We start from the raw sequence: 13,603 nt of genomic DNA, 5'->3' as shown, positions 1-13,603 counted from the left end.
CCGGTCGTGAACGTGTCACGCCGGAGTCTCCTGCGCACGGCCGCGAGCGGCCTGATCCTCGCCCCGCTCGCGGGCTGCGGCGAGTCCTCCTCGGGCGGGGGCCGCTCGTCGGGGCGCGGCGCCAACGTGGAGACCGAGTCCAGCGCGGGCGACCTGGTCCGCAGTACGGCCCGGCTGCCGGAGCCGTTCACCGTACCGCTGCCGATCCCCCCGGTCCTGCGCCCGTCCGGGTCCGGCGTCCACGAGATCACCCAGCGGGTGGCCCGGGTGGAGATCCTGCCCGGCCTGCGCACCGAGGTGTGGGGGTACAACGGGATCTTCCCCGGCCCCACGATCGTGTCGCGGCGCGGCGGTGAGACCGTCGTACGCCACCGCAACGAGTTGCCCGAGGCGGTGGTGGTGCACCTGCACGGCGGCAGGACGCCGGCGGAGCACGACGGCTACCCCACCGACCTGGTCGACCCGGGCGCCGCGCGCGACTACGTGTACCCGCTCGACCAGCCCGCCGCCACCCTCTGGTACCACGACCACCGCATGGATCACACCGGGCCGCACGTCTACAAGGGCCTGGCCGGATTCCACCTGGTGCACGACGACGAGGAGGACGCGCTGCCCCTTCCGAAGGGCGACAGGGACGTCCCCCTCATGATCGCCGACCGGTCCTTCGCCGAGGACGGTTCACTGATCTACCCGGATGTGCACAGCGACTACATCAGCGGCGTGCTCGGCGACTGCGTGCTGGTGAACGGGGCGCCGTGGCCGGTCATGGAGGTCACCGCCACCCGCTACCGCTTCCGCGTGCTCAACGCCTCCAACGCCCGCCGCTACCGGCTCGCGCTCGACCCGCCGCCGCCGGGCGGGGCGTCGTTCGTCCAGGTCGGCAGCGACCTCGGCCTGCTCGCCGCACCCGTCACCCACACCGAGCTGCAGATCGCCCAGGCCGAGCGGTTCGACGTCGTGATCGACTTCTCCGCCTATCCGGTGGGGCAGAACGTGACGCTCAAGAACCTGTTCGGCCGGGACGGCACCGCCGACGTCATGCGCTTCGTGGTGGCCCGCAAGGCGCCCGACGCCAGCCGGGTTCCGGACAGGCTGGCTGAGATCCGGCCGCTGCGACCGTCCGAGGCGGTGGTGGAGCGGACCTTCACCTTCCAGCGCGGCGGCGCGAAAAAGCACGGCATGACCCTGTGGACGGTCAACGGCCGCGAGTTCACCCCCGACCACATCGCGGCCACCCCCAAGCTGGGCACGGTGGAGCGGTGGAGGTTCCGCGCCCAGAACGTGCCGCATCCCGTCCACATCCACCTCGCGCCCTTCCAGGTGCTGGACCCCGGCCCGTACGCCGGCGGCTGGAAGGACACCGTCGACCTGGGCAGCGGCGACCAGGCCGAGGTGCTGCTGCGCTTCGACGGCTATCGCGGCAAGTACGTCTTCCACTGCCACAACCTCGAACACGAGGACATGATGATGATGGCCAACTTCCGGGTCGTCTGAGGGAGTCAGCCCGCCTTGGCGGCCGCGACGATCGCGGTGGTGATGCGGCCGAGGTCGGCGTCGTCGACGACGTACGGCGGCATGGTGTAGACGAGATCCCGGAACGGGCGGATCCACACTCCGTGCCGCGCGGCGGCGCGGGCGGCGGCGGTGGTGTCCACGTCGTGGTCGAGCTGGACGACGCCGACGGCGCCCAGGACGCGGACGTCGCGCACCCGCTCCAGGTCGCGTGCGGGGGCCAGCCCGGACCGCAGCCCCCTTTCGATGCCTTCGACCTGTTTGGCCCACAACCCGTCGGCCAGCAGGTCGAGCGAGGCGCCCGCGACGGCGGCGGCGAGCGGGTTGCCCATGAACGTGGGGCCGTGGGCGAGCACGGGAAAGTCGCCCCTGCCGATGCCGTGCGCCACCTCCGGCGTGCACAGGGTGGCCGCCATGCTCAGATAGCCGCCGGTCAGCGCCTTGCCCACGCACATCACGTCCGGTGCCACGCCCGCGTGGTCGGCGGCGAACAGCGCGCCGGTCCTGCCGAAGCCGGTGGCGATCTCGTCGAAGACGAGCAGGATCTCGTGCGTGTCGCACAGTTCGCGCAGCACCCTCAGGTAGCCGGGCGACACGAAACGCATCCCGCCCGCGTTCTGCACCACCGGCTCGACGATGACGGCCGCCACCTCGTGCGCGTGCCGTTCGATCACCTCGGCCAGGTGGGCGGTGTAGGCGGGGTCCGGCTCGGCGCCGAAACCCGGGGGCGGGGCCTCGGCGAAGACCTGGCGCGGCAGCACGCCGGTCCACAGCGCGTGCATGCCGCCTTCGGGATCGCACACCGACATCGGCTGGAAGGTGTCGCCGTGGTAGCCACGGCGCCAGGTCAGCAGCCGGTGCTTGCCGGGACGCCCGAGCGAGCGCCAGTACTGCAGGCACATCTTGACCGCCACCTCGACCGAGACCGAGCCCGAGTCCGACAGGAAGACGTGCTCCAGGGGTCCGGGCGCCATCTCGGCCAGGCGCGCGGCCAGGCGGATCGCGGGCTCGTGGGTGAGCCCGCCGAACATCACGTGGCTCATCCGGCCGAGCTGCTCGCGGATCGCCGCGTCCAGCACGGGGTGGCCGTATCCGTGGATGGCGGCCCACCACGACGACATCGCGTCCACCAGCTCGGTGTGGCCCTCGACGGGCTCGGCCAGGCGCAGCCGTACCCCCGACGCGGACTCCACCAGCAGCGGGGCGGTGCGGCCGGGCATCGGCGCGTACGGGTGCCACACGTGGGCCCGATCCAGCGCCAGCAGGTCACGCATTGGGGGCCAGATCGGTTCCGGCGCCCCGGCGGCGCGGCGACACCAGGCCCGCGCGGTGGCCCGGCAGGGTGGCGGTCTCCGCGTCCTCCACCACGAAGCCGGCGTCCTCGATCATCTCAAGGTCGGCCCTGCCCGGCTGGCCCTCACTGGTGAGATAGTCGCCGAGGAAGATCGAGTTGACGATGTGCAGGGCCAGCGGCTGCAGGGTGCGCAGGTGGATCTCCCTGCCGCCCGCGAGGCGGACCTCCACGTCGGGGAAGACGAAGCGTGCCATCGCCAGGATGCGCAGGCAACGCTGGGGGGTGAGCTCCCAGGTCTGCGACAGCGGCGTGCCGGTGAAGGGGATGAGGAAGTTCACCGGCACCGAGTCCACGTCGAGTTCGCGCAGGGCGAAGACCACGTCCACGAGGTCCGCGTCGCTCTCGCCCATTCCGGCGATGAGGCCGGAGCAGGCCGACAGGCCCGCCTCGCGGGCCACCCGGACGGTGTCCACGCGGTCGGTGAACCCGTGTGTGGTGCAGATCTTGCCGTACTCGCTCTCGGCGGTGTTGAGGTTGTGGTTGTAGGCGTGGACCCCGGCGGTGCGCAGCCGGGCGGCCTGCCGCTGCGACAGCAGGCCCAGGCAGGCGCAGATCTCCACGTCCGGACTGCGCTCCTTGATCGCCTCGATGGTGTCGACGACCCGCTCGACGTCGCGGTCGGTGGGGCCGCGCCCGCTGGCCACCAGGCACACGCGCTTGGCGCCGCCCTTGGCCCCGGCCTCGGCCGCCGCAGCCGCCTCGTGGGGCTTGAGCCAGGTATAGGTGAGGATGTCGGCCTTCGAGCCCAGGCGCTGCGAGCAGTACGAGCAGTCTTCCGGGCACAGACCCGACTTCAGGTTGACGAGGTAGTTGAGCTTGACCCGGCGGCCGAACCACTCGCGCCGCACCCTTCCGGCCGCGCTCACCACGTCGAGCAGGTCGTCGTCGGAGGTCTCGAGTACGGCCAGGGCCTCCTCGCGCGTGGGCGCCTGCCCGCGCAGCCCTTTGTCCACCAGTGTGGTCAGCAGCTCCATGGCTCGATCCTCCTTCAGGCCATCCGGCTCACCGATGGCCGATCCGAACAAGGTCATATGGCGGACGTTGTCGGTCGTCCCCACTGCGGGAGCACCGTACCCGTGGGGGATCGTGAGCTGATCGAGGCAGCCTCGGCCTTCTCTGTCTGCCGCCACGCGATCGCGTCGGTGCTTCGCTCGATGATCGACAGGCGCCTCGACGGTTCGAAACCCGGTTGCGGCCCCTGTTCGGGGTGACCCATGCTGGCGGCCATGCTGATCAGAGAGGCGACACCGCACGACTGGCCCAGGATGTGGGCGTTCATGGCGGGCATCGTGCGCGCCGGTGAGACGTTCTCGTGGGATCGCGACACCGCCGAACCCCTGGCCAGGCAGATGTGGTTCCCGCCGCCGCCGGGCCGTACCTTCGTGGCCGCGGAGGCGGACGGGACCGTCCTGGGCACGGCCAACAGCGTGCGCAACCACCGTGGCGGCGCCGCGCACATCTCCAGTGCGAGCTTCATGGTCGATCCGCGCCATTCCGGCCGGGGTGTCGGCCGGGCGCTCGGCGAGCATGTCCTGGAGCAGGCGCGCGAGGACGGTTTCCGGGCGATGCAGTTCAACGCCGTCGTGGAGACGAACACCCGGGCGGTGGCGCTGTGGCGCTCACTCGGGTTCGAGGTGATGACCACGCTCCCGGCGGGTTTCCACCATCCGGTACACGGTTACGTCGGTCTCAACATCATGTACCGGCGGCTTTGAGTCACGGGGAGCCGGACGGGATTCGATACGGAGTCCGGCGTGCGCTTCCCCATTCGCGGTCGACCGGCCGGTGAGCCGTTCGAGGAGGAGCAGGCAGGCGTTGAGCTCGCCTCCTTCGTCGGCGTCATCGACCACGTCGCTGTCGATCTGCCGGCGACCGGTCACGTGCCGGACGCTCCCACGCGCGCCGCGCGCCGCAGGGTCAGGGGCAATACGACGAGCGCGATCAGCAGCGGGACCGTGATGAGCGCGTGCGTGTGAAGGCTGTGGGCGAACGCGTCCCGAGCGGTCTGGGCCAACGGGACGCCGAGGCCCTCAGGCAGCCGCCGGGCTGCCTGGAGTGCTGCGGGCAGCGTCTCGCGGGCGGCTTCGGCGATCTGGGAAGGGATGCCCGGAGGCGTATGGCCGATCATGTAGCTGCCGTAGACGCCGGTGGCGATGCTACCGAACACGGCGATCCCGAGCGCGCCGCCGAGTTCGGCGCCGGTCTCGGAGATCGCCGAGGCGGCCCCGGTGCGTTCGGGCGGTGCCGCGCCGACGACCAGGTTGGTTCCCAGCGCCATGAACGGAGTCAGCCCCGCGAAGAGGATGAAGGAGCCGGACACCAGGATGACAGGGTTTCGGTCCGCCTGAGTGAGCAGGACGGGACCGATGACGGCGAACGCCGCTCCGGCGCTCATGAGGACGACCGGGCGGATTCGTCCGGTGAGGCTGGAGACCACCAGGACCACGACGGTTCCGGCAACCGCGGTGGGCAACTGCCACAGGGCGGCCTGCAACGGAGAGAAGCCGAGCACCAGTTGCAGGTACTGCGAGGTGAGCAGGCTGGTACCGAACAGCACCACGCCGACCAGCACCATGCCGGTGACGGTTACGGCGAAGGAGGGGATGCGGAACAACCCCAGGTCCAGGAGAGGGTGGGGCAGCCGCCGCTGGCGGCGTACGAAAACCGTCCCGAGCACCAGGCCGACGACCAGGACACCGACGGACGACACGGCAGGGCCGTCCACGGTGAGTTCCTTGATGCCGAACACGATCGTCAGCGGAGTCAGCAGCGACAGGATCACGCTGACCGCGTCCAGCCGTCCGGCGGCCGGAGCCCGGGATTCTGCGGCCGACGAAGGGGCCGACGAAGGGGCCGACGAAGGGGCCGGTGAAGGGATCAGCGAAGGGCCGGTGACCAGCAGCAGGACCATGGTCGGCACGGCGAGGAGGAACACCGCCCCCCACCAGAAGAACTGCAGCAACACACCGCCGACCAGCGGGCCGAGCGCACCGCCGCCCATGAAGGCCGTCATCCAGACGGTGATGGCAAGCGTGCGCTGCGCTCCGTCGAGGAACAGCACACGGATCAGCGCCAGCGAGGACGGCGCCAGCGCGGCGGCGGCCACCCCCTGGACCGCCCGTGCCGCGATGAGCAGGCCGACATCAGGGGCATATGCCGCGATAACAGATGCCGCGGTGAAGGCGACGGCGCCGGCCAGCAGGATCCGGCGGTGGCCGAAGCGGTCGCCGAGCGTACCCATCGTGACCAGGGATCCGGCGACCATGAAGCCGTAGATGTCGGTGATCCACAGCAACTGGGGGCCGTCGGGCCCCAGATCGGCGCTCAGGCTCGGCAGTGCCAGATAGAGCACGGACATGTTCATCGTGACCAGTACGGCGGGAACACCCAGGACCGCCAAGGCGATCCACTCCCGCGCTCCGGCTCTGTTGGGGGCCATGGGGGCTCCGATCTCAACCACGGACGATGAGCAGGGTCTTGCCGGTGGTGGTCCGGGATTCGATCGCCAGGTGCGCGGCGGCTGCCGCCTCAAGCGGGAAGGTCTGACCGATGATCGGCCGCAGCTTCCCGTCGGCCGCGAGGTTCAGCGCGTCGGCGACGAGAGCGCGGGCCTCGGCCGGACTCGGTGCGGCGTTGAGCCCGATGACGCTGATGGAGCGTGCCCGGAGCTCGCCCTCGTCGAGTTCGGCGTCGGCGCCGCTGGCCATTCCGTAGACGCTCACGCGTCCGCCGTCGCGCAGCGCCCCGACCGCCTCGGTGCCGATCCGGCCGCCGACCCCGTCGTAGACGAGGTCGGGTCCGGCGCCGCCGGTCACCTCCCGCACCCGGTCCAGCCAGCCGGAACGGGAGTAGTCGACGTAGGAGGCGGCGCCCAGCGAGGTGACCAGTTCCGCTTTGCCCGCGCCTCCGGCGGCGCCGATCACCTGGGCCCCGGCGGAGGCGGCGAGTTGCACCAGCAGGCTGCCGACGCCGCCGCCTGCGGCCTCCACGAGAACCCGTTCGGCCGGTTCGATCCCCGCCTGCCGGTGCAGCAGCAGTGCCGTACGCCCGTCGGCCAGCAGCGCCACCGCGTCCTTGAGCTCCAGACCTGCGGGAACCGGAACCGCGTCCTGTGCCCGAGCCACGGCCAGTTCGGCGTAACCGCCCACGCCCCCGGTGGTGGTGACCACGACCGTGCCCGTCAGGGCCGGGTCCACGTCCGGTCCGACGGCGATGACGCGGCCGCCCACGCCGTTGCCCGGCGTGCGCGGGAGCGCGGGCCGGCCGAACGGCCCGCGACCTGAGCGCACCTGCGTCTCGACGAACGTGATGCTCGCGTACGCCACGGAGACGAGGACCTGCCCCGGTCCCGGCACGGGATCTTCGACCTGCCGTGTCCGCAGCACCTCCGGCCCGCCGAACTCTTCCATCACCACAGCCCGCATGACACTCCTTAAACGGATAATTTCACTTCGTTTGAGAACGGTATAACGGAGCGAAACGCTTCGCAAGGCGGCTACAGTGAGGCCATGGCCCGCAGAGCTCCCCGGCACGCAGAAGCCGCGCGCAACGACCACGCCCTCCTGGAGGCCGCCAAGAAGGTCCTGGCCGTGGACGGGGCGCACGCGTCCGTGGCGACGATCGCCGCCCGCGCCGGAGTCGGCATCGCCAGCCTCTATCGCCGCTACCGATCCAAGGACGAGCTCTTCCAGCACCTGTGCGCGCTGGCCCTCGACCAATGGATCCGGGTCGCCGAACGCGGGCTGGAGCACGACGACCCCTGGGAGGGGCTGGCCCACTACATCGAGGCGTGCGTCGAGTTCAGCGGCGGCGCCCTCGGGCCGCTGGCCGGGACGATCGCCGTCACCGACGAGATGTCGGCCAAGTTCACCAGGTCGGACGAGCTGCTGGGGCGGTTGGTGGCCCGCGCGCACGAGGCGGGGGCGCTCAGGCCGGACGCCTCGGCCATGGACATCTCGCTACTGATCGAACAACTCGGCAAGTCCCCCCTGATCGACCAGCTCGACCGGCAAGGGCGTGGCGACCTGATCGACGCGGCCCGCAGCGCCCGGAAGCGGACGATCGCGATCGCTCTCGACGGCCTGCGCCCGCGCCACCCCCGGCTGCCCGGGACCGCCCCCTCCCCCACTCTCCTGTCCGAACGCTGGGAGCACGCCCTGGCCGAGTCGCCGAAGCAGCCGTAAGGCGGCGTTCTCCACGGCCGTCTGGGCTCCGTGTCGCGGGAGGCTAGGAGTAGGGGTCGAGGAACCAGGCGGCTTCGTCGACGCACGCCTGCAGCAGGCGCAGGTAGTCGCCCGCGAGATCGGCCGCCCGAAGAGCGGCCTCCACCTCCGTTTCCGCCGCGTACCGCACCACCGACCACTGCCGTCGGCCGTCGAACCGCAACACCGTGCCGGTCCCCGTCCAGGGGGTGGACGAGCGCTTGGTACCGGAGGTTCCGAAGTAGGCGGCCAGGCCTTCGCACGTCTCGATCAGTTCGTCGAGGACGCCCTCCAGCGGCCAGGGGAGGTCGAACTGGAGGAACCGCAGCCGCACCACGTCCCGCAGGCGGACACACGTCGACCGCGTTCCCGCCACCCCGCCGGTGACCGCCCGCAGGACGGGATCCTGCGACCACTGATCCACCATGCGGCGGACAGCCGCGTCGACGTCGGCCTGGCTGGTGTCGGACTGGAGAAGGCTCTGCGCCCGTGCGAGCGTCTCGGGCAGCTGCGAGGGCAGCCCCGGGCCGCTCGGGTTGTACGGCACCTGCGTGTGGACCAGCGCCGCCTCCAGATCGGCGCCGAGGCTGCGCGCGCCCTGCCGTAGCAGCGTGATGGCGACGTCCTGCTCGGTCCGCCGCGCGATGTGGCGGGCCACGTCCTGCAACAGCAGCAGGGCGACGGGGGCGCCGACGAAGAAGGCCGTGATGCTCGTCGCCAGGTTGGTCAGGAAGGGCAGCGCCGACCAGGTGCCGGTCAGGTCACCGGCGATCCCGGCGGCGCCGGCCGTCAGGCCGACCGCCCACATGAACGCGATGCCTCGCCGTACGGGCAGGCTGGTCGAGCGCCAGATCCGGCCGACACGCGAGCGGAGCTTGCCGAGATCGCCGAGGAAGCCGCGCTCGCGGGCGGCCGCGTCCCGCAGATCCCGCCCGCGTTGTGAGAGGCTCATCTCCCCCATATCGGAACCGCCGGTAGCCCGTTACCCGTGAGCGCCCGGCCCCGCTCATGCGCGCCTCCGGCCGGGACCTGCCGTGGTGAGTCGCCGCAGCGCCTGCGCGAGGTGGTCGAGGTGCTCAGGGGAGGTGAACAGCGCCGGGGTAGGGCGGCGTCCACGGCGAGGACGGGGGCGACGTCCCTGGTTCCGGAGTGGACTCGGGAGCGGATGTCGTCGGCGGGGTGGCTCTGGTCGGCGTAGGCGGGGTCGATGTCGGCCAGACGATCGCGGCGAATGTAGAGAAAACCGCTGCCCAGAGGTGCGCCCATCCATTTGTGCAGGGAGAACACCCCGAAGTCCGCGTCCAGGTCGGCGATCGTGAAGTCGAGTTGGCCCCAGGAGTGGGCGGCGTCGACGATCACGTCGACACCCCTGGCGCGGGCCATCGCGACGATCTGCCGTACCGGCAGGACGAGCCCGGTGCGGTTGTTCATGTGGGTGAGCAGGAGCAGCCTGAGCCGAGGGGTGGCCGACAGCGCGGCGGCATAGGCGTCCAGGACGGCCTGCCGGGTGGCCGGTTCGGGGATGACCAGGCGCTCGACCCGGACGCCGCGCCGCTCGCGCGGCCAGTCCATGGCGTACTGGGCGCTGTGGTAGCCGAGGTCGGCGTACATGACCGCGTCGCCGGGGCGCAGGCGACGGTAGCCGCCGATCAGGTTCTACAGCGCCTCGGTGCCGCCTCGGGTGAGGGCGATCTCCTCGGGGGCGGCGCCCAGGACGGCGGCGACACGTCCTCTGACCTTGTCGGCCAGCGTCTTGTAGGTGGTACGCAGCAGGTGGCTGTTGTGCTCGTTGAGGTGGTCGACGGCGCGATGGTGGGCCCGTCTCACCGGCTCGGGCATGATCCCGTAGTAGCCGTTCTCCAGGTTCACGAAGTCGGGGCTGACCCGGTACTGCCGTGCGACCGATCGCCAGAAATCCTCGTCCTGGGCGACCTGGACGGGTGAAGGAGCAGGGGGCGGGGTTCGCCGCGTGCGGGCGGGAGCCATGAAGGGCGCCGGCAGGCTGCTGAGCGCGGCGAGCAGACCACGGCGTGACAGATGCGGAAGGGTCATCGACGATCCCGGTGAACTCAGTGGAAGTGCCCCACGGGCGCGAGCGGCCCCGGTCAACGTGGTCGTGCCCGCATCGGTCGCTTCCCAGGCCGGGTGACCATCAGTCGTTCTCGGCAGCACAAGGTCATGTCGGGTCTCGGCATCCTCTTCTCCTGCGGGACATTTACCCCTTATTTGTGCAGGTGGCGGGCCTGGAAGTGGGCGTTTCGATAGGCTGCCACCGGCTTCGTGGCACGCCCCCGGCTCGCAGGCCCGCGCTTCGCACGAAGAAGAGAGGGACCACCGGATGGGAACCATGATCGCCGGCCGCGGAAGCGTCCGCTGGGGGGCCGCAGTGCTGATCGCACTGGTGTCGCCCGTAACCGCCCAGGCCGGGTCCGCCGTGGGCTCGGCGCCGCCGCTCACACCGTCCGTGCACGTCGAACCGCAGGAGCAGGTGCCGGAACTCGACGCTCCCGGCGCCGCCGAACCCGTGGTCTTCCCGCCGGACCACCGTACCCGCGCCGGGTCGGGCACGTTCACCTTCACCGCGCCGCGCCACACCCGCATCACCCGCCTGGAGATGAACTGCCGCCCTCGCGCCTGCGCGGAGGCCATCGCCTCCGACGGCTCCACCGCCACCGTCCGCACACCGCCGGGGCGGTGGCGATGGCGTCTGCCGGTGCGTGTCTGGATCCAGGCCGGCCTCAGCGCTCCCGTGCCCCGGGCCCGTTACAGCGGAAGCCTGAACGTCGACGGCGAGCGGCAACCTCTCGACGTGATCATCACCGAGGGCCGGCCGGGCCTGTTCGGCATCACCCGCAAGGACACTCCTGACAACAGCGGCGCGCTGGTGTCCTCCGTCACGCCGGGCGGCCCCGCCGACAAGGCCGGGATCCGCCCCGGGGACGTCATCGTCTCCTTCAATGGCAAGACCATCACCAACGCCGACCAGCAGGTCGCCGCCCGCAGGGAAGTACGCGCGGGAGCCACGGTCCCTGTCGTCTACCGCAGACCGGACGGCTCCGTCAGAACCACCGAGGCCACCCTGGTCGACACACTCTGACCTGACAGCGCCCCGCCGTGTTCGGTCTCCTCCGATGAACCAGGCCATCGGCGACTGACACCGAGGACACGCAGAACCCGCTCGCCACGTAGGACAGCCGATCAGTAGTGGACATCGGGTGGACACCACTGAGGCATGATGGCGGTGTGGCCAACACCTCGCAACGCGCGCTACGACTGCTGTCGCTGCTCACGACACATCGATACTGGTCGCTGAGCGAACTCGCGGCGCGACTGGAGGTCAGCGAGCGCACCGTCCGCCGCGACATCGAGACTCTGCGTGCGCTCGACTACCCCGTCATGACCGCCCACGGTCCGGGCGGCGGATACCGGCTGGGTGCCGCACACGCGCTGCCGCCCCTGTCGTTCGACGACGAGCAGGCGCTCGCGGTCGCGGTGGCGCTGCAGACCGCGCCGAGCACCGTCTTCGGTCTCGGCGAGGACGCCGCCCGCGCGCTCGAGACCCTCACGCGTGTCATGCCGGCCAGGCTCCGGGCGGCCATGGAGTCACTGCGCCTGACCAAGCTGCAGAACTACTGGGAGTTCCCCGCGCCGCCCATCGGTTCCGAGACGCTCAAAGCCGCAGGAAGCGCGGTGCGTCACCGCCAGGTCCTGATCGTCCACATGCTCCGGGCCGACGGCAGCCGCCCGGCGCCGGGCGACGACGACTTCTCCCCCGCCCGCCGTGTCGAACCGCATCATCTGGTGACCTGGGCCGGACGGTGGTACGTCGTCGGCTACGACCTCGCCGACGCGGCCTGGCGGGTGCACCGTCTCGACCGTCTGCATCTGAATCCCCCTACCGGCCTACCCGTGCGTCCCAGGGAACTGCCCGGAGGGGACGTCGCGCATTTCGTCATGACCAGCCACGACCGAGGGGACATCACCGACACCTGGCAGTGCACCGGCAGCGCACGCATGAACCTTCCGGCCGAGACCGTGGCCCGCTGGGCGCCCGGCGGGTCCGTGGTCGAGTACCTCGGCCCTGATCACTGCCGGCTCACGATCGGAGCCTGGTCCTGGGCCGGGGTCGCGGGCATCCTCGCCACCTTCGACACCGACCTGGACCAGGTGACTCCCCCGGAGTTGCGGCGGGCCTGCCGGCGGCTGGTCCGGAGGTGGCAGGCCGTGAGCGCCGATCTCGGGGACGGCTGAGAGAACCCCACGTCGACCGACCCGGCCTACCCGCCGCAGAACACCAGCTTGCGGAGGTTCTCCATCGGCTTCAGCCACTGGACCTCGGTGTCACCGTAGGTGAGCGAGGCGGTCAGCGTCTTCTTGCCGTCGGGCGTACCGAACATCACCGACACGTAGCCCGCCGTGGCGCTGCCGTGGTGGTGGAGGACGGTGCCGCACTTCTTGCCCAGGTTCTCCACGGACAGCCCCAAACCGTAGGCGAGCGGACCGCTCTCGGGGTGCGGCTTGCGCATCTCCGCGAGCAACTCGGGCGGCAGCAGCCTGCCTCGGTTGAGCGCGGAGAAGAACCGGTGGAGATCCTTGGTGGTCGAGATCATGTCGCCGGCACCGGCCACCATGGAGGGGTTGTGGCGAGTGACGTCGACGACCTTCCACTTTCCGGCGTCCTGGTAGCGGTAGTAGCCCCGGGCGTGCGGCCCGGGGATGTCCGTACTGCCCGGCACCACGGTGTCCCGCAGCTTGAGCGGCCCCAGGATCCGCCGCTTCATCTCCTCGCCGATCGAGCGGCCGGCGACCTTTTCGATCAGCAGTTGGGCCAGTGTGTAGTTGGTGTTCGAGTAGCTGAAACCTTTCCCCGGCTCGAAGCGCGCCGGCTTGGACAACCCGAACCGCACCAGTTCCTCGGGCTTGTAGGTCTTGAACCGGATGTCCACCCACTGCTTGCCCGCTGCGGGGATCCCCGCCTCGATCGAGCCGTCGGCGCGGTACTCACCGGTGTAGGCGTACAGCCCGCTCGTGTGCTGCAGCAGCATCCGTACGGTGATCCGCCGGTCCAGCTTGAACTCGGGCAGATAGTCGGCCACCGGTGAGTCCAGCCCGATCTTGCCGTCGGCCACCAGTTGCAGCACCACGGTCGCGATGAAGGTCTTGGTAGAACTGCCCAGCCGGAACCGTCCGTTCGTCGGCGGCTTGGCGCTCGCGCCGAGCTTGCGCCGCCCGGCGCTGCCGACCCATTCGCCACGCTCGTCGTTCAGCCGCAACTGCATCCCGAGGAATCCGGCGTCGACGAACGCCTGGACGGCCTTCTGCATTTCCGGGCGGTCCGGTCCGGCAGCGGCCGAAGCGGGTGCGACCGCTCCGGCCAGCAGCGCGGCGGCCACCGTTGTGACCACCACCGGGCGGAACACCCTCGGTGTCCGTCCGGTGACGCTCTCGGCGGGTTTGGGGGATTCGCTCACGACTCGTCCTCGATTCACGATAGTACGTGTTTTGTGTAATCCGAAAGCTATGTTGCATTCAATAT

13 protein-coding genes are annotated in these 13,603 nt (G+C 70.6%); 5 read left to right on the top strand and 8 right to left on the bottom strand.

Features of this window, described 5'->3' with window-relative positions; all coding sequences use genetic code 11:
- The first annotated feature begins 6 nt into the window (after positions 1-6).
- Complete coding sequence (locus tag ABD120_RS22245; RefSeq protein WP_343951897.1) at positions 7-1,494, top strand: multicopper oxidase family protein; 1,488 nt, start codon at positions 7-9, stop codon at positions 1,492-1,494.
- A 5-nt stretch (positions 1,495-1,499) separates the two neighbouring features.
- On the opposite strand, the gene ABD120_RS22240 is transcribed toward ABD120_RS22245, so the two are convergent.
- Both ABD120_RS22240 and bioB read right to left on the bottom strand, forming a co-directional pair.
- Entirely contained in the window at positions 1,500-2,786 is a 1,287-nt protein-coding gene (locus tag ABD120_RS22240; RefSeq protein ID WP_343951896.1) for an adenosylmethionine--8-amino-7-oxononanoate transaminase, read from the bottom strand.
- A complete protein-coding gene (bioB, locus tag ABD120_RS22235; protein ID WP_343951895.1) occupies positions 2,779-3,840 on the bottom strand; it encodes a biotin synthase BioB in 1,062 nt (353 codons plus the stop codon). The genes ABD120_RS22240 and bioB overlap by 8 nt, the downstream gene beginning before the upstream one ends.
- A gap of 252 nt (positions 3,841-4,092) precedes the next feature.
- Between bioB and ABD120_RS22230 the strand changes: the two genes are divergently transcribed.
- On the top strand, positions 4,093-4,581 hold the full coding sequence (locus tag ABD120_RS22230) for a GNAT family N-acetyltransferase (protein ID WP_343951894.1): 489 nt from the start codon (positions 4,093-4,095) through the stop codon (positions 4,579-4,581).
- 161 nt (positions 4,582-4,742) lie between these two features.
- On the opposite strand, the gene ABD120_RS22225 is transcribed toward ABD120_RS22230, so the two are convergent.
- Together ABD120_RS22225 and ABD120_RS22220 are read right to left on the bottom strand one after the other, a co-directional pair.
- Positions 4,743-6,305, bottom strand: a complete 1,563-nt coding sequence (locus ABD120_RS22225; protein WP_343951893.1) for an MFS transporter — start codon at positions 6,303-6,305, stop codon at positions 4,743-4,745.
- 13 nt (positions 6,306-6,318) lie between these two features.
- Positions 6,319-7,290 carry a zinc-binding dehydrogenase gene (locus ABD120_RS22220; RefSeq protein ID WP_343951892.1) on the bottom strand — a complete coding sequence of 324 codons (972 nt, stop codon included), beginning with the start codon at positions 7,288-7,290 and terminating at the stop codon, positions 6,319-6,321.
- Positions 7,291-7,374: 84 nt separating this feature from the next.
- Between ABD120_RS22220 and ABD120_RS22215 the strand changes: the two genes are divergently transcribed.
- Positions 7,375-8,049, top strand: coding sequence for a TetR/AcrR family transcriptional regulator (locus ABD120_RS22215; protein ID WP_343951891.1), 675 nt, complete (start codon positions 7,375-7,377; stop codon positions 8,047-8,049).
- Positions 8,050-8,092: 43 nt separating this feature from the next.
- Here the strand turns inward: ABD120_RS22215 and ABD120_RS22210 are convergent, their stop codons facing one another.
- The 3 genes from ABD120_RS22210 to ABD120_RS22200 are packed head-to-tail and all read right to left on the bottom strand — an operon-like array spanning position 8,093 to position 10,119.
- Positions 8,093-9,019, bottom strand: a complete 927-nt coding sequence (locus ABD120_RS22210) for a hypothetical protein (RefSeq protein WP_343951890.1) — start codon at positions 9,017-9,019, stop codon at positions 8,093-8,095.
- Positions 9,016-9,699: an aminotransferase class V-fold PLP-dependent enzyme gene (locus ABD120_RS22205; protein ID WP_343952188.1), complete on the bottom strand. Its 684-nt coding sequence runs from the start codon at positions 9,697-9,699 to the stop codon at positions 9,016-9,018. The genes ABD120_RS22210 and ABD120_RS22205 overlap by 4 nt, the downstream gene beginning before the upstream one ends.
- A 24-nt stretch (positions 9,700-9,723) precedes the next feature.
- Positions 9,724-10,119: a hypothetical protein gene (locus tag ABD120_RS22200; protein WP_343951889.1), complete on the bottom strand. Its 396-nt coding sequence runs from the start codon at positions 10,117-10,119 to the stop codon at positions 9,724-9,726.
- A 286-nt stretch (positions 10,120-10,405) separates the two neighbouring features.
- On the opposite strand from ABD120_RS22200, the gene ABD120_RS22195 reads away from it, so the two are divergent.
- Together ABD120_RS22195 and ABD120_RS22190 are read left to right on the top strand one after the other, a co-directional pair.
- Positions 10,406-11,164 (top strand): PDZ domain-containing protein, encoded by a 759-nt coding sequence (locus ABD120_RS22195; protein WP_343951888.1) that lies wholly within the window; start codon positions 10,406-10,408, stop codon positions 11,162-11,164.
- A gap of 146 nt (positions 11,165-11,310) precedes the next feature.
- Positions 11,311-12,318 (top strand): helix-turn-helix transcriptional regulator, encoded by a 1,008-nt coding sequence (locus ABD120_RS22190; RefSeq protein WP_343951887.1) that lies wholly within the window; start codon positions 11,311-11,313, stop codon positions 12,316-12,318.
- Positions 12,319-12,344: 26 nt separating this feature from the next.
- Here the strand turns inward: ABD120_RS22190 and ABD120_RS22185 are convergent, their stop codons facing one another.
- Complete coding sequence (locus ABD120_RS22185; RefSeq protein ID WP_343951886.1) at positions 12,345-13,538, bottom strand: serine hydrolase domain-containing protein; 1,194 nt, start codon at positions 13,536-13,538, stop codon at positions 12,345-12,347.
- Between the last annotated feature and the right edge of the window lie 65 nt (positions 13,539-13,603).

It is taken from the genome of Nonomuraea longicatena (genome assembly GCF_039525605.1).
Lineage (GTDB): Bacteria > Actinomycetota > Actinomycetes > Streptosporangiales > Streptosporangiaceae > Nonomuraea > Nonomuraea longicatena.
This window is presented reverse-complemented; position numbering and strand designations above follow the sequence as displayed.